Consider the following 15894-nt stretch of genomic DNA (forward strand, 5'->3'; position numbering starts at 1 on the left):
TTCCACGTAGCTCTTCACGATCGCCAGCCCCAACCCCGCTCCGCCGTACTCGCGCGTCGGGCTGTCGTCCACCTGGTAGAAGCTCTGGAAGATGCGCTCGCGCTGATCCAGCGGAATCCCCACCCCCGTGTCCTCCACCTCAATGCGGTAGCCCTCCACGCCCAGGTCCTTCTGCTGGCCGTGCGCCGACAACCGCACCTCCACCTGCCCACCGCCCGGCGTGAACTTCACCGCGTTGGCCAGCAGGTTCACCACCACCTGGCTCAGCTTCTCCCGGTCCGCCACCACCCGCGGCTGCGCCACCTCCGGCAGCTGCACCTTCACCGTCAGGCCCTTGCGCTGCGCCTGCGGCATCACGCTCGTCAGCGCCCCCTCCACCAGCTCCTGCACGTCCACCCACTCGAAGGCGAGCCGCACCTTGCCCGCCTCGATTTGACTCATGTCCAGGATGGAGGAGATGAGCTTGAGCAGCGTGTTGCCCTTCTCGATGATGGTGCGCACGAACTGCATCTGCTCCGGATTCAGCCCGCCCACCAGCCCCTCGGCCAGCATCTCCGAGTAGCCGATGATGGACGACAGCGGCGTGCGCAGCTCGTGGCTCACCGTCCCCAGGAAGCTCGACTTGATGCGGTCCGCCTCCTTCAACCGCTGGTTGAGCCTCATCAGCTGCGCGTTCTGCGACTCCAGGTCCCGCTGCGTCTCCAGCATCGCCTCGAGGTGCAGCTGCCCCGTCAGGTACGACTTCTGCCCGGCCGCGATCAGCGCCGCCAGCACCTGGGCCACGTGCGCCAGCATCTTCGCCACCCGGTGCTCGCTCTGCCGCCCCACGTGCGCCAGCAGCTCGCGCGCCCGCTCCAGCTCCAGCCCCTCCAGCTCGGTCAGCGACGCCGGCACGTCCGCCAGCTCCTCCGGCGCGAACGGCCCGAACACCACCCGGCCCAGCAGATCCCCCTCCCACTGCACCGGCATCACCACGTAGCGCAGGCCGGTGAAGCACGGCACGCCCAGCAGCTCGCCGCCCAGCGGGCTCGTCCCGGGGAGCACCTGCGCGCCCTGCGTGGGCGTCAGCGGCCCCTCGCTCAACCGCGCCACCAGCGCCGTGCAGCGCGCACGGCCCTGCGCGTGGGTGTTCACGAAGCCGCAGAAATCCCCGTTGCCGCCCTTGGCGTCCGCCAGCGTCCGGCCCCGCTCGTCCAGCACCCGGATTCCCACCCGGTACAGCTCCCCGAGGCTCTCCACCACGTCCCCGAAGCTGAGCGGGTCCAACATGTCCACCAACGAGGCCTTCCGCTGGAGCACCGAGCCGGCGTGCTCTGGCGCGCTGCCCGCGGCGCCTGGTTTGTCGGCGCTCATCGCGGCCTCCCGGGTGAAGACGGATACTGGGACTCGAGGCCGGTTCCCGTCAGGTCCATCTGCTGGAAGATGTGGGTGAGGAACTCCTTCTCCGTCAGGCCGATGTTGCGCGACAGCCGCGCGCGCTCGTCCAGGTTGCGCCACGCCGACTGCAACAGCACGTGCAGCGTCTCCATCACGCCCTCCCCCCTCAGCGCCACCGCCCCCACCACCGGCTCCCCCCCCTTCTTGCGCGCCTCGTCCAGCTCCGCGTCCGTCTGCGCGTCCGGCAGATCCCTCTTGTTGAACTGGATGACCACCGGCACCTGTGTCGCGTCCAGACCGATCTCCCTCATGTTGGCCCGGAGCTTGCGCCAGTAGGCGTTGTTCTCCGCGGAGGCGCTGCGGCGGCTGTCGGCGATGAAGGCCACCGCGTCCGCGTTCTGCAGCACCACCCGCCGCGTGGCGTCATGCACCACCTGTCCCGGCACGGTGAAGAGCTTGAGCTTCACCTTGAAGCCCGAGCTGCTGGTGAAGAACACCGGAAGCAGATCGAAGAAGAGCGTACGATCCTCGTGCGTCTCCACGCTGAGCAACCGGCCGCGCGCCTCCGGCCGGGCCCGCGCGTGGATGGCACGCAGGTTCGTCGTCTTCCCACTCAGCCCTGGGCCGTAGTAGACGATCTTCAGGGTGAGTTCGCGCTGGGCGTGGTTGAGTTGCACGTGCGGAGCTCAGGCTGCCGAGAGGGAGAGGGAAGGGGGGGCCAACCCGCCCCAGGCGGACGGTTTTTTATAGTGAAAGGTGTTCAGCATTGAAAGCCGCCCCCCACCCTACCCGTGCGAAAACCCCCGGATGAGGCGGGAGCGGGCGGCCTTGGAATGCCGGGAGCCCATGCGCAGTTTGGAAAAGTCCGGCTCCCCCTCATGGGGGGAAATGTGCGCCGCACCCAGAGCGTGCATGGGCACCGGTGAAGCGGTTAGGATCGTAGCGCAATGGAGGAGCAAGGCATGACGATGAAGCGGGTGGACCCGGGCGTGGAGGTGGCCGCGATGCCAGTGCCGGACATGGCCAACCTGCCCAACGACCTGGCGCCGGCGGTGAAGTTTTCCGCCCCGACCGATGAGGACATGGCGTCCGTGGCCGCCCTGCGCTCCAGCTCGGAGCCCTGGAAGAGCCGCGGAGAGACGGTGGAGGACAGCCTCAAGGCGCTGACGGCGCTCAAGCCCTTCATCCACGTGGCCAAGGTGCACAACCAGGTGGTGGGCTATGTGACGGTGGAGCGGGACGGTCCGGTGCCCGGCGCCGCCTACATGCGCAACATCGTGATCCGGCCGGAGCTGCGCCGGCGCGGCCTGGGCCAGGCGGTGCTCAACCAGGCCCTGCAGGTGGCGCGGGACATGTTCCGCAAGACGATCGCCCTGCGGGTGGATCCGGCCAACGCCCCGGCGGTGAGCTTCTACCGCAACGCGGGCTTCACCACCGTGGCCACGGTGGTGTCCAAGAAGTCCGGCAAGTTGCGCCTCCTCATGTCTCGCGAGCTGTGAGCTGAGGAGCCTCGGGAAGGGAAGCCCGGCCGCGTCCTCCAGGGCCGCTTCCCTCTCCTGAAAGCGCCCGGTCTGGACCCTCTCCGAGGGCCGAGCCGGGCGCTTCTTTTTCCGGCCGCTCCCCCGCCCGCCCCCGGGCCCGGCGGCGCGCCGGCCGTCCTCTTTCCAGAATTCGTGGCAATTCGCGGCTATGCTGGACGCGCTCTCCCGGGGCCGGCATGGCTCCGGGGCTGGAAGAAGGATGAGCCGGGCATGAAGACCCTCACGGAGTTGCTGCGCCACCTGGCCCGCCCGGGCGCGGTGGAGCTCGCCCTCATCTCCGGGCGCACCCCCATGGTGAAGATGGCGACCGGCGCCTTCGAGGCGTTGGACCCGGCCCTCCTCACCCCCGAGGGGCTGCAGGGGATGCTCCACACCCTGGTGGGAGAGGCCCGCGCCGCCACCGTCTCCGACAAGCCGAGCCAGTGGGCCATGCGCATGGAGGGCCTCGGACCCGTCGTCGTCGGCGCCCTGCGCCGGGGAGACGTCCTCAACGTGCGCGTCATGCGCACCGAGCCCGCCCAGGCCGGCGCCGCCGCGCCCACGCCCCGGCCTCCCGCGCCCGCCGCCACGCCGGCTCCCGCCGCCCAGCGCCCCGCCGGGACGGGCGCGCCTCCGGCTCCGGCCGCCGCCTCGCGTCCGGCGCCCCCCGCGGGCGGACTGTCCCCCCGGCCGGCCAAGGGCGTGCAGATCCTCCCCACCGAGAAGCCCACGGCCGAGCCGCCTCCGCCCGCCGAGCCGCCTCCGCCCGCCGCCGCCGAGCCCGTGGCCGAGGTGCCCCAGGGGCCGCGCCTCGTGGTGCGCCCGGAGTCCGCGCGCAACCTGACGATGCTGCTGGAGGACGCACGCACCGTGGGCGCGAGCGACCTGCACGTCGTCGCCGGCCGCCCTCCCCTCTTCCGCGTCGTTGGCGAGCTGCTGCCCCACGGTGAGCCGCTGCCGCCCGAGATGGTGGAGTCGATGCTGCTGCCGCACGTGCCCGCGCGCCTGCGCCCGGTGCTGGACCGCGAGGGCAGCGCCGACTTCTCGCTGGACCTGGGGCAGTCCGGCCGCTTCCGCGTCAACGTCTCGCGCCAGCGCACCGGCTACAAGGGCTGCTTCCGCCTCATCCCCCGCGAGATTCCCACCCTCGAGTCGCTCGGCCTGCCCGTCGACATCGCCAAGGCCACCCACCACCACCAGGGCCTCATCGTCGTCACCGGCCCCTCCGGCCACGGCAAGACGAGCACCCTGGCGGCCATCGTCAACCGCATCAACTGCGAGACGACCCACCACGTGCTCACCGTGGAGGATCCGGTGGAGTACCTCCACCCGCGCCGGCGGGCGCTGCTGAGCCAGCGCGAGGTGGGCACGCACACCAAGACGTTCGCCACCGCCCTCAAGGGCAGCCTGCGCGAGGACCCGGACGTCATCCTCGTGGGCGAGCTGCGCGACACGGAAACGGTGCGCATGGCGCTGTCCGCCAGCGAGACGGGCCACCTGCTCGTCTCCACGATGAACACGCCCAGCGCGGCGAAAACCATCGACCGGCTCATCGACCTCTTCCCGCCGGGGGACCAGGCGCAGGTGCGCATGACGCTCGCCAGCAGCCTGCGCCTCATCGTCAGCCAGCGGCTGCTGCCTGGCGCGGACCGCCAGAGCCTGGTGGTCGCCGCCGAGCTGCTCCCCGGCTCGGTGGCCCTGGGCAACCTCATCCGCGACAACAAGACGTACCAGATTCCCTCCCTGCAGCAGCGTGGCAAGTCGCTCGGCATCATCCGCTTCGACGACTCGCTCGCCGAGCTGGTGCGCTCCGGGAAGACGACGCTGGAGATCGCCAGGGCCTACGCCGAGAGCCCCGACGAGCTGGAGGCCATGGTGACGGGCAAGCGGCCCGGCGCTCCTCCCGAGCCCCCGTCGCCGGATGGCGGCAAGCTGCTGTCCAAGATGGGCAACCTCCTCAACCGGAAGAGCGCCTGACCATGAGCTCCTCGCCGCGCATCGCCGCCCTCTTCGACAAGCTCCTGGAGAACAAGGGGAGCGATCTGCACCTGAGCATCGGCCACCCGCCCCTGGGACGCATCCGCGGCGAGCTCACGCCCCTGCGCGAGGCCCTCCTCACCCAGCCGGAGCTGGAGGCGATGCTCTTCGAGCTCACCAGCCCCGAGCAGAAGCGGCAGATAACCGAGGACCTGGACCTCGACTTCGCCTACAGCTACGGCACCAAGGCGCGCTTCCGCGCCAACTACTTCTACAAGACGACGGGCGTGGCGGCCGTCTTCCGCACCATCCCCAGCAAGGTGCTGTCCCTGGCGGAGCTCAACGCCCCCGAGGTGGTGCGCAAGCTGGCCGAGCGCCGCAGCGGACTGGTGCTCGTCACCGGCCCCACCGGCAGCGGCAAGTCCACCACGCTGGCGGGGATGATCCACCACATCAACCACACCCGCCCGGCGCACATCCTCACCATCGAGGATCCGGTGGAGTTCGTGCACGAGTCGGCGAAGTCGCAGGTGACGCACCGCGAGGTGGGCATCCACGCCGCCAACTTCACCACCGCCATCCGCTCGGCGGGCCGCGAGGACCCCAACGTCATCCTCATCGGCGAGCTGCGCACCAACGAGACGATGAAGCTCGCGCTCCAGCTGGCGAGCTTCGGCGTGCTGGTGCTGGCCACGGTGCACACCAACAGCGCGCCGGCCACCATCGATCGCATCATCAACTCGTTCCCCGCGGAGGAGCAGCCGCAGGTGCGCGGCATGCTCGCCGAGGGCCTCGCCGGCATCGTCGCCCAGCAGCTCATCCGCACCGCGGACGGCAAGGGCCGCGTGGCCGCCCTGGAGATCCTCATCGGCACCAGCGCCATCGCGTCGATGATTCGCGAGGGGAAGGTGTTTCAAATCGCGAGCAAGATGCAGGCGAGCCAGAACCTGGGCATGCAGACGCTCGACATGCACCTGGAGAAGCTGGTGGCCGCCAACACCATCACCCCGGAGGCCGCCATGGAGAAGGCCCAGGACAAGGAGGCCTTCGCCAAGGTGCTCCAGCGCCTCAAGCCGGAGTTCGAGGTGCCCGAGTTCGACCTCGGGGAGGCCGGTGGTTCGCACTGAGGTCCCCTCTCCCTCTGGGAGAGGGTGCATGCGCAACCCTAGTGGTCTCCGGTGTGCACTGGCAGGTACACCTGGAAGGTGGTGCCTCGCCCCGGCTCGCTCTCCACCGACAGTTCCCCTCCGTGCGCCGTGATGATGCGCCGGCACACCGAGAGCCCCAGCCCACTCCCCACCCCCACCGGCTTCGTCGTGAAGAACGGGTCGAACACCCGCTCCAGCAGCTCCGGCGGAATCCCGCAGCCCGTATCACTCACCTCGACGCGCACGCGCTCGCCCTCCACCTCCCGCGCGGACACCTGGATGCGGTTGTGCTCCGGCTGCCCCGGTGAGATGGCGTGCGCCGCGTTCAACAGCAGGTTCAGGAACACCTGGCACAGCCGCGCCTCGTTGCCCCGCACCCGCGGCACCTCGTCCAGCGACTCGACCACGTGCGCCCGGTTGCGGATCTCGTGCGCCGCCAGCTTCACCGCGCTGCGCACCACCTTCCCCACCTCCACCGGGCCGCGCTCCATCTCGTCCGGGCTGGAGAGCAGCTTCAGGTCCTGCACGATCTGCCGCACCCGCTCGGCGCCCTCGTTCGCGTCCGCGAGTGCCTGCGTCACCTCCGGCGGCCTCGCCTGCCCCATCACCCGCTTCACGTGCGCCAGGTTGTTGAGCAGGAAGGACAGCGGGTTGTTGATCTCATGCACCACGCCCGCCGCCAACTGGCCGATGGTCGCCAGCCGGTCCGCGAAGAGCAGCTGGCTCTGCGCCTCCTGCAGCTGCTCCAGGCTCTCGGAGAGCCGGTCGTTGGACACCGCCACCCGCTGGCGCTGCAGGGCATTCACCAGCACGCCGCCGGAGACGGCCATCAGGCGCAGCGACTCCTCCGGCCAGGCGCCCGGTCTCCCCACCGCATCGCACCCCAGCCACCCGAGCAGCCGGCCCCCGAGGAACAGCGGCATGTGCACGTAGGAGCGGGTGCCCAGCGTCTCGCAGAGCCGCTTCTCGGCCGCGGCCTCAGGAGGCAGCAGCGCCGTGTCCCTCACGAGCACGGTCCGTCCCGTCAGCAGCTGGCGCATGGACCAGGACAGGGCGTCCACCGGCACACTGCGCGCGCCGTCCACGTCATGAGGCGCCACGCCCTCCGCGCACCACGCGTAGACCTCGGCCACCTGGCGCCGGTCCTCGGCCAGCAGGAAGACGTAGGCACGCTGGGCTCCGAACCATTCGCCGAGCACCGCCAGCGTGGCGCGCAGCCCCGGCTCCATCTCCTCCAGCGGCAGGTTCAACAGGCGATGCGACAGCTCCGCCACCAGGGCCCAGTTCCCCAGCAGCGACTGGAGCTGGTTGCGCAGCCCCTGGAGGGACTCGGCCTCGCGCCGCAGCGCCGAGACCATCGCCACCGGCTCTCCCTCTCCGAGCGCCTCGGAGAGCTGGAGCAGCGTGCGCTCCGATTGTTTGAGACGCGTCAGCAGCGGGTCCGCTCCCGCCCTCTCCCCAGCGACATCCCACTCCATCTCGGGTGCAAGCATGGACGCCTCCGATCCCCCGGTCGAGGCACTGCGACCTTCACGACCTTCACGTCGCGGAGAATAACGGGCGCGTCGCGGATACGTCATGGACGCGAAGACTCCCCTGCCCGCAATGCGCAACAGCCAACGCAACGGCGTTTCCACGGGGAGCCGCCGATTGAAAACTTCCGTCAGAAGTCGACGTCGTCCTCGCGCTCGAGGGCGAGCGTGCCTTCGAACCAGGCGCTCAGCTCATCGAGCTTGTTGAGGCGCCGGGCCGGCGGGAGGCTCGTGAGGAAGGCGCGCCCGTAACTCTTGGTGACGATGCGCCGGTCCAGCATCGCGACGATGCCCCGGTCCGCCCGCGTGCGGATGAGCCGGCCGAAGCCCTGCCGCAACGCCAGCGCCGCCTGCGGAAGCTGGTAGCCCCCAAAGGCCTCCTCGCCCCGGGCCTCGAGCTGGCGGATGCGCGCCGCCACCACCGGGTCTCCCGGCGAGGCGAATGGCAGCCGGTCGATGATGACCAGGCTCAGCGCGTCCCCCGGCACGTCCACGCCCTCCCAGAAGCTGTGCGCCGCGAAGAGCACGCTGGGCACCTCGCGGAAGGCCTCCAGCAACTGCTGCTTGGGCCGCTCGCCCTGCAACAACACCTGGTAGGGCAGCCGGCTGCGCGCCAGCGCGTGCGCCCGCTCCATGTTGCGCAAGGAGGTGAAGAGCACGAAGGCCCGGCCTCCCGTCACCTCGCACAGCCGGATGATCTCCTCCGCCGCCGCCTCGATGAAGCCGGGGGCCGCCGGGTCCGGCAGGTGCGTGGGCAGGTACAGCGCCGACTGCTGCTCGAAGTCGAACGGGCTGGGCACCGACACCGTGCGCACGCTCGCCACCGGCACGCCCTCCTCGTCGTACAGCCCCATGCGCCGCGCGAAGAAGTCGAAGCGCCCCTCCGCCGCCAGCGTCGCCGAGGTGAACACCACCGTGTCCACCCCTCCGTAGAGCCGCTCCTGCAGCTCCCTGGCAATCTCGATGGGGCTCGCGCGCAGGAAGACGCCCCGCCCGCGCGCCTCCGCCCAGTACACGTGGTCGTTCGACTCCACCTTCTCCAGGAAGGACAGGTCCGCCACCAGCTCCGCGCACCGCCGCGTCAGCAGCGTCAGCTCCGGCTCGCGCTCGGTCGTGGTGAAGGCCCCCAACGCCGAGAGCGCCTCCTTCACCTGCTCGATGGAGCCCGACAGCAGCGCCAGCCGCTCGGGATTGAGCGCCACCGCGCCCTCGTGCTCCTTGAGGCCCAGCACCCGTGGCGCCTGCGAGAAGAGCGCCTCCGAATGCGTGCGCAGGCGCACCACCAGCGAGGACAGCATCCCGAAGCGCGAGTCCGTGGGCGCCAGGACGGCCAGCGCGTCCCGCACCAGGTCCTCCAGCCGGAAGCTCGACACCGAGTGCCCGAAGTGGCTCCCCGCCGCGTCCTCCAGCGCGTGCGCCTCGTCGAAGATGACGGCGTCGTACTGCGGCAACACGCCCTCGCCCCGCTGGCCCCGGCCCCTCAGCGCCAGGTCCGCGAAGAAGAGGTGGTGGTTCACCACCAGCAGGTCCGCCGCCTCCGCCGCCCTCCGCACCCGCGTCACGTGGCAGCTCTCGTACACCGGGCACTTCGAGCCCAGGCACGTGTCCGACGTCGTCGACAGCCGGCTCCACGCACTGAAGGACTCGGGCAGCTCCAGCTCGCTCCGGTCCCCCGTCTCCGTCCGGCTCGCCCACGCCTGCAGGTGCTTCCAGTACCGCCCCTCTTCCCGCGAGGCGAACTGCGGATCCTTGCTGAAGGCGTCGTAGCGGTGCAGGCACAGGTAGTTGCTGCGCCCCTTGAGGTACGCCGCCTCGAAGCTGAGCCCCATGCGCTCGCGCAGGAGGGGCAGGTCCTTGAAGAAGATCTGCTCCTGCAGCGTCTTCGTCGCCGTGGACACCACCACCCGCCGGCCCGAGAGCAACGCCGGCACCAGGTAGGCGAGCGTCTTGCCCGTGCCCGTGCCCGCCTCGGCCAGCAGGTAGCCCCGCTCGCCGAAGGCCTTCTCCACCGAGCGCGCCATCTGCAGCTGCTCCGGGCGGTACTCGTATGCGTCCAGCGCGGCCTGGAGCGCGCCACCAGGGCCGAGCAGCGTGTCGACGGAGAGCCGGTGCGAGGAGGCGGGCAGGGACATGGACGGGGGAGCGGCGGGAGGAAGGGGCACAAGAGGATAACAGTGCGCCGCTCGCTCGTCGGGTTTTGTACAGGAGCGGCTCGGCTGCCTGGCCGGTGGGGCTGGCGCCAGGGCTTTCCGCTCCCCCGCTCCCCCGCTCCCCTCCCGGGAGGGTGGGGGTTTCGTCCAGAAGTGGCCCTCCGCGCGCCCCTGGTTCCCCGCTTCTGCCGGGCAGACGACGGACACGGGGTCCGCCGTCAGCTCCATACGAGCGAGCACATCGACATCCACCTGGAGCCCGAGGGGTGGCTCCATGCCGACTGGAAGGGCTACCAGTCCGTGGACATGGTGAAGGCCGGGTGCGAGGAGATCCTCCGTCACCTCGAGGCGCAGCGGCTGTCGAAGGTGCTGAACGACAACAGCCACGTGACGGGCATCTGGGTGGAAGCCGCCTACTGGGTGGCGAGCAACTGGTTTCCCCGCATGAGGAAGGCAGGGCTGCGCCAATTCGCCTGGGTGCAGTCCCCTTCACGGCTCAGCCAGCTCTCCGCGAACACCACCCTGGAGCACACGGCGCCGGGCACGGCCGTGTTCTTCGACGACGTCTCCTCCGCCGCCAGGTGGCTCCGCGAGGCCTGCCAGCCCTGAGTTGCGCATGCGCCCTCTCCCTCTGGGAGAGGGCGGGGGGTGAGGGTCGTCACCCACGTGTTCCTCGAACGGCGAAGACCCTCACCCTAGCCCTCTCCCAGAGGGAGAGGGGACATCCACGGGCCCAATCAGTGGGCCGCAGCCGTGTCCGCGCCGCCCGCGAGCTTCACGATGTTGAACTCGACGCGGCGGTTGTTCTCCCGTCCCGCCTCCGTCTCGTTCGTGTCCATCGGCCGCGTCTCGCCGTAACCCTCCGCCTCCAGCCGCTCCGGGGCAATCCCCTCGGCGATGAGGAAGGCGCGCACGTTGTTGGCCCTCCGCCTCGACAGGTCCATGTTGAAGGCGTCGTCACCCCGGTCGTCCGTGTGCCCCTCCACGCGCACCCGCTCCACCCGCGGGTTCGTCTTCAGCACCGACGCCACCTGCTTCAGCAGCTCGAAGGACCTGTCCAGGATGACGTCCTTGTTGGTGGCGAAGTGCACCTTCTCCAGGATGACGATGCGGTTGGCCTCCAGGCGCACCCGGGACACGTCGGGCGGAGGCCGCACCGGATCGGTCTCGACGATGACGGGAGCCGCGGGAGCCGCGGGAGGCACCGGCGCCTCGGCCATGGGCTCGGACAGAGGCACCGGCACCGGAGTGGAGGCCACGGGCTCGGTCCGGGCCGAACGGGTCCGCTCGCCAGGCTGCGTCCAGTCGATTCCCGCGAAGACGCGGAAGCCCGGCGTCCCGTAGCCGCGCGTCAGGCCCGGGCCACCGCCCACGTGCGCCAGCAGCCCGTCACGCACGCGGTACTGCACCGAGGCCAGCAGCTCCAGCGGCAGCTCCTCGGCGTTCCGCTCGGCCAGTCCGAGCGCCCCCGACACCTGCGCCTGCACCGCGAGCCGCTCCCCCACCGGCAGCCGCGCCCCGAGCGCGTACGACAGCTCGTTGCCGGCGCGCAGGTTGCTCAGCCGCTGCTCTCCGCGCAGGTGGGCGCCCACGTTGGCCACCACGCGCACGCCACTCGCCGAGAGCCACTCCCCCACCACCTGGGGCTGCACGGCCAGGCCCGCTCCGCCGCGGAAGCCCTGGCCTCCCGCGGTGGGCACCACCACGGGCACGGCCACGCCCAGGTGCAGCCCGCCCTTGGAGAAGAGGTGCGCCTTGGGCACCAGCCGCAGGTCTCCCAGTCCCGCCCCATTCACCCCCTCCGCGAAGGCCGGCATCACGGCGGCTCCCTGCTCGGAGGCCTGGTACGTGACGGGCAGGGCCATGCCCAGCTCGAACCGGTCGAAGAAGGAGATGGAGCCCATCAGGTCCAGCGTCACCTGGGTGGCCACCACGCCGTAGACGAAGTCGTCCTGGCGCTTGTCGAGGAAGTTCAGCGGGTTGTTGGCGTAGTTGAGCGAGGCGCCCAGGTGCCAGCCCAGGTGCTTGTCCACCCGCGCGCCGTACACGCCGAGCAGATCCGTGGCACCAGGGCCGGGCTTGTAGCGCTGCACGTCGATGGACTGGGACAGCGTGGCCGGGTCGAGCAGCTGGGCCCGCGCGGCCTCCGGAGCGGACAGCGTGCCGAGCGCCACCAGTCCCATGGCCGCGGTGCCCGTGCGGCGGCGCGAGCGAATCAGCGGAACGGCGAGCAGCAGCGCCGCCAGCCACACCAGGGGCGAACCGCTCGAGGCACTGCAGCCACGGCCCGCGACACCGTATTCCACTGGCTCCGGGTCATGCCCAGCGTCCGTGCCGCCATCGGACCCACCGTCCGTGCCGCCATCGCCATCAGTCGCCGGAATGGAGATGGGCGTGGGACCCGGAGGCACGCCCGGACCCGGGCGCGAGCGGGTGTCCATCGCGTCCGTGCCCAGCTTGCCCGCGGCGTTGATGAGGGCGACGTTCTCGATGGTGCCCCCGGCCCCGGAGGCGACGAGCGCCTCGAACTGGATGGTGGCCGAGTCACCGATGGCCATCTCGCCCCCCTTGGAAGACGAAGCGCCAAGGCCCAGGTAGACGGTGAGGGTGGTGCTCCCATCCCACGAGCCGACGTCATCGCCGGAGCGGTCCGTCACCGGCCGGCTGTTCACCCGGAGGGACTCCGCGACATACGTGAGCTGAGCGGGCAGCGTGTCCACGAACTTCGTGTCGATGGCGGCATCGTCCCCCGTGTTCTTCGTGGTGATGGTGTAGCGCAGGTAATCGCCGGGCCGCGCCGTGCCATCGGCCCGCGTGAGGTTCTCCACCGTCTTGTACGTCTCCCGGAAGTCCGGGCGCTTCGTGGCGATGGAGGCAACGAAGCCCCCCAGCCAGAAGATGTCACCCGAGGTCCCCACCTTCACCTCGGCCGTCTGGGAGCCGGCCGCCATCGTCACGTCCACCACATCCAGGTCCAGTCCCGACAGGCTCCCCTGCGTGCCCGTCAGTTGGGGCAGGTCTCCCGGAACGCTCACCGCCACCGCCTCGGGCATCCCCACCGAGCCCGCCGCGAGCGGCTGGTGGCTGCGCGTGCCGTTGAAGAAGTTGTCCCCCGGGTTCAGCGAGTTCCCCATCCGGAACTCGTTGAAGTCGAGCCAGTCCCCCTTGTCGTACTCGTCTCCGTCGAAGGCGACCACGCCCAGCTTCGCCTCGTTGGCGTACTCCGGCACGTAGAAGCCCCGGAGGTTCACCGTGATGTCGGAGCCCGCCACCGGATCCAGGCCGTCGTACAGCTTCAGGTCCCGCATCGGCTCGCTGTCCAGCTCGTAGAACACCACCATCCACCAGGCGGTGAACATGAACTCGGAGGAGAAGTAGCGGCCCCGCAGGTCGATCGTGTCCACCCCTCCCAGCTGATAGAGGCCCGGCCCGTACTCCTGGACGAAGTCCGTCACATCCAGCGAGGCCTGGTACTGGAAGTCCTGCGTGACCTTGCGATCCGACGCGAAGGTCACGTCGGCGGTGAGGCTGCGGGTCTCCTGAGCACCCATCGGCACATCACGCAGGAAGGTGAGCTCCGCGGTGGTGTCCGGCAGCTCCGGGCTCCGGTCCGAGGGCCTCTGGGAGTTGGAGCGCGTGGCCGCCCAGTAGATACGGGCGTACGTCACCCGCGCCCCCTTGGGCAGCTCGAGACTGGCCCGGCTGCGGGCATTTCCTGGGAGCACGTCCGGGTCGGCCACGGCCCGCTCGGCCCCGGCAACGCTCTGGATGGTCCAGAAGTAGTCCGGTGAGGTGTCATCACCGCTTCCGTGTTTGCCGCACTTGTCCCCGACAGTGCCCACCACCGGGGCGGGCGTCTCCTCGTTGCAGCCCTGCCCGAGCGTGTTGCCGATGAGGACGAAGTTGCCGTGCTGGTCGCTCCAGTGACGGGGCTTCTTGGTGCTCTGGGCCTCGGCGCGGCCGGCCATCAGCAGCGCGGCGAGGGTGAACAGCAGCCACAGCACCCACAGCAGCAGCGAGGGCCGATGCCACGAGGTGGAGTCCGGGGAATGTGAGGAATGGGTCCGCATGGGTCGCTCCAGGGTGGAACGGAGGTACTCGCGGGGGCCGGTGTTTCCGGCTCCCCGCATGCACACCAAGGTGCCAGCGGCACCGCTCCCGGGCTGTGCGCGGAATCACGGCCCGGATGTGAGGTCCGTCACCCCACGGGGAGAACCCGGGGCTCGCGATACCCTCACCCCGTCCCTCTCCCGGAGGGCGAGGGGATGTGGGGGAGCCCCAGGACTCCTGATGACGGCTACTGCGCGGGCGGGTACTTCTGCAGTTTGCGCTGCAACGAGCGCCGGTGCAGGCCCAGCCGCCTCGCCGCCTCGGAGATGTTGCCTCCACAGTCCGTCAGCACCCGCTGGATGTGCTCCCACTCCGCTCGTGCCAGCGTCGGCGGCTGGAAGTCCTCCGTCACCTGCGCCCCCTCGCCCGGACCCCTCGAGAAGGCCAGCAGCAGGTCATCCACGTCCGCCGGCTTCGGCAGGTAGTTGAACGCCCCCAGCTTCACCGCCTCCACCGCCGTGGCGATGCTCCCGTAGCCCGTGAGCACGATGATGCGCGTGGACGCATCCAACGCGTGCAGCGCCCGCACCAGCTCCAGCACTCCGCGCCCCGGCATCCGCAGGTCCACCAGCGCCAGCTCCGGTGACTCCTTCGTGGCCAGCCCGAGCGCCTCGTCATACGAGCCCGCCGTGCTCACCTCGAAGCCGCGCTCGCGGAAGGCCCGCGCCAGCCGCTCGCGGAACACCGCCTCGTCGTCCACCAGCAGCAGCGTCGGCGCATGGCCGGGCGTCGGGCTCGTCGGGCTCGTCATGTCCCTGGCTTCACCCGGGACGCCCCCGCAGGCAACGCGGCGGATTGTCGCAGCCCCCCCGCCGGCCACGTCAGCACCACCGTCGTCCCCTGCCCGGGCGTGGAGCGCAGCACCAGCCCTCCCCCCAGCTGCTCCAGCACCGCGCGCGTGAGGAACAGTCCCAGCCCCATCCCCTCCCCCGGCGCCTTGGTGGTGAAGAAGGGCTCGCCCGCCCGCGCCAGCACCTCCGCCGGCATCCCCTCGCCCGAGTCCTCCACCGTCAGCCGCCACCCCGCCGCCTCGCGCACCAGCCCCAGCCGCACCGGCTTCCCCGGCCCCGACGCCTGCAGCGCGTTCTTCACCACGCCCCGGATGGCCCGCGCGAAGGCGTGCGCCGGGACGAGCTCCCGCTCCTCCCACGTCCGGGCGTCCAGCTCCGTGCGCACCCGCTCCCGCTCCGGCAGCCCCTCCAGCGCCTCCTCCACCAGGGCCGCGGGCGCCCGCTCCACCATGGACTCGCCCTGGCTCGCCCCCGCGTCCAATGTCATCTGCGTCAGGATGTCCCGGCAGCGCGCCACCTGCTGGCGGATGAGCTGCACGTCCTCGAGCGCCGTCGCCTCCGCGCCCGTCCGCGTCCACTGCCGCTCCAGCTCCCGCGCCGCCACCGCGATGGTGGACAGCGGCGTGGACAGCTCGTGCGCCGCCCCCGCCGCCAGCGTGCCCAGCGCCGTCAGCTTCTCGTGGCGCGCCGCCGCCGCCCGCGCCGCCACCAACTCCGCCTCCCGCGCCGCCAGCGCCCGCGTCACCCGCTGCACGAAGTAGACGATGAAGCCCGCCGCCAGCGCGAAGGCCGCCCACATCCCCTCCAGGTGCATCCGCACGTCATGGATGTGGTGCTGCGGGTGCGCCGACGACAGCTCGCCCCCCGCGCTGGGGAACCACAGGTGGTCCACGAAGAGCGCGCCGAAGCTCGCGATGGCCAGCACCGTCAGCGCCCACGTCCACCCCGCGCGCAGCACCACCGCCGCCAGCGCGATGTGCACCAGGTACAGCGCGCTGAAGGGATTGAAGGGGCCTCCGCTCAAGTCCAACAGCACCGTGAGCAGCGCCACGTCCAGCGCCATCACCGCCCACAGCAGCCGCTCGCGGATGGGGCGCTCGCGCCGGGCCCACAGCCCCAGCGCCGCGTTGCTCACCGCCGCCACGGCCATGGTGGCGAACAGCGGCACCAGCCGCTGCGCCATCCCCAGCCCGAAGTGCACGCCCAGGATGATGGCCGCCTGCCCCACGACGGCCCCCCAGCGCAGCCTCAGCAGCCAGGAGAGATTGATGGCCTGCGCGTCCCGCACC

11 protein-coding genes are annotated in these 15894 nt (G+C 70.9%); 4 read left to right on the forward strand and 7 right to left on the reverse strand.

All coding sequences use genetic code 11. The annotated features are described in order from the left end of the window. The coding region (locus VFZ09_RS18965) for an ATP-binding protein (protein ID WP_329729011.1) at positions 1–1353 on the reverse strand (1353 nt) is incomplete at its 3' end. Then, on the reverse strand, positions 1350–2054 hold the full coding sequence (locus VFZ09_RS18970; RefSeq protein ID WP_329729012.1) for an MglA protein: 705 nt from the start codon (positions 2052–2054) through the stop codon (positions 1350–1352). The genes VFZ09_RS18970 and VFZ09_RS18965, both read right to left, overlap by 4 nt. Positions 2055–2339: 285 nt before the next feature. Here VFZ09_RS18970 and VFZ09_RS18975 point away from each other — a divergent pair, with 285 nt between their 5' ends. The 3 genes from VFZ09_RS18975 to VFZ09_RS18985 all read left to right on the forward strand — a co-directional run bounded on the left by VFZ09_RS18975 (position 2340) and on the right by VFZ09_RS18985 (position 6001). Further along, positions 2340–2876 carry a GNAT family N-acetyltransferase gene (locus VFZ09_RS18975; protein ID WP_329729013.1) on the forward strand — a complete coding sequence of 179 codons (537 nt, stop codon included), beginning with the start codon at positions 2340–2342 and terminating at the stop codon, positions 2874–2876. 252 nt (positions 2877–3128) lie between these two features. After that, on the forward strand, positions 3129–4874 hold the full coding sequence (locus tag VFZ09_RS18980; RefSeq protein ID WP_329729014.1) for a PilT/PilU family type 4a pilus ATPase: 1746 nt from the start codon (positions 3129–3131) through the stop codon (positions 4872–4874). A gap of 2 nt (positions 4875–4876) precedes the next feature. Next, positions 4877–6001 (forward strand): type IV pilus twitching motility protein PilT, encoded by a 1125-nt coding sequence (locus tag VFZ09_RS18985; RefSeq protein WP_329729015.1) that lies wholly within the window; start codon positions 4877–4879, stop codon positions 5999–6001. Positions 6002–6039: 38 nt separating this feature from the next. Here VFZ09_RS18985 and VFZ09_RS18990 read toward each other — a convergent pair whose 3' ends face one another. Then, positions 6040–7515, reverse strand: a complete 1476-nt coding sequence (locus VFZ09_RS18990) for a sensor histidine kinase (RefSeq protein WP_329729016.1) — start codon at positions 7513–7515, stop codon at positions 6040–6042. A 170-nt stretch (positions 7516–7685) separates the two neighbouring features. Next, entirely contained in the window at positions 7686–9686 is a 2001-nt protein-coding gene (locus VFZ09_RS18995) for an ATP-dependent DNA helicase (RefSeq protein WP_329729017.1), read from the reverse strand. A 171-nt stretch (positions 9687–9857) separates the two neighbouring features. Here VFZ09_RS18995 and VFZ09_RS19000 point away from each other — a divergent pair, with 171 nt between their 5' ends. Next, the gene (locus VFZ09_RS19000; protein ID WP_329729018.1) at positions 9858–10313 is read left to right on the forward strand and encodes a hypothetical protein; all 456 of its coding nucleotides are present in this window, start codon (positions 9858–9860) and stop codon (positions 10311–10313) included. Between the two features lie 128 nt (positions 10314–10441). On the opposite strand, the gene VFZ09_RS19005 is transcribed toward VFZ09_RS19000, so the two are convergent. The 3 genes from VFZ09_RS19005 to VFZ09_RS19015 form a co-directional block, all read right to left on the reverse strand. Next, positions 10442–13774 (reverse strand): OmpA family protein, encoded by a 3333-nt coding sequence (locus VFZ09_RS19005; RefSeq protein WP_329729019.1) that lies wholly within the window; start codon positions 13772–13774, stop codon positions 10442–10444. A gap of 227 nt (positions 13775–14001) precedes the next feature. Then, positions 14002–14565, reverse strand: a complete 564-nt coding sequence (locus VFZ09_RS19010; RefSeq protein ID WP_329729020.1) for a response regulator transcription factor — start codon at positions 14563–14565, stop codon at positions 14002–14004. Next, positions 14562–15893 (reverse strand): ATP-binding protein, encoded by a 1332-nt coding sequence (locus VFZ09_RS19015; RefSeq protein ID WP_329729021.1) that lies wholly within the window; start codon positions 15891–15893, stop codon positions 14562–14564. The genes VFZ09_RS19010 and VFZ09_RS19015 overlap by 4 nt, the downstream gene beginning before the upstream one ends. Between the last annotated feature and the right edge of the window lies 1 nt (position 15894).

This window comes from Archangium sp. (assembly GCF_036277355.1).
Taxonomy (GTDB): Bacteria; Myxococcota; Myxococcia; order Myxococcales; family Myxococcaceae; genus Archangium.

Bases quoted from the DNA above. Each gene is read 5' to 3' on its own strand.
- VFZ09_RS18975 (WP_329729013.1), top strand. From the start codon at position 2,340: ATGACGATGAAGCGGGTGGACCCGGGCGTGGAGGTGGCCGCGATGCCA.
- VFZ09_RS18980 (WP_329729014.1), top strand. From the start codon at position 3,129: ATGAAGACCCTCACGGAGTTGCTGCGCCACCTGGCCCGCCCGGGCGCG.
- VFZ09_RS18985 (WP_329729015.1), top strand. From the start codon at position 4,877: ATGAGCTCCTCGCCGCGCATCGCCGCCCTCTTCGACAAGCTCCTGGAG.
- VFZ09_RS18990 (WP_329729016.1), bottom strand. From the start codon at position 7,515: ATGCTTGCACCCGAGATGGAGTGGGATGTCGCTGGGGAGAGGGCGGGA.
- VFZ09_RS18995 (WP_329729017.1), bottom strand. From the start codon at position 9,686: ATGTCCCTGCCCGCCTCCTCGCACCGGCTCTCCGTCGACACGCTGCTC.
- VFZ09_RS19005 (WP_329729019.1), bottom strand. From the start codon at position 13,774: ATGCGGACCCATTCCTCACATTCCCCGGACTCCACCTCGTGGCATCGG.
- VFZ09_RS19010 (WP_329729020.1), bottom strand. From the start codon at position 14,565: ATGACGAGCCCGACGAGCCCGACGCCCGGCCATGCGCCGACGCTGCTG.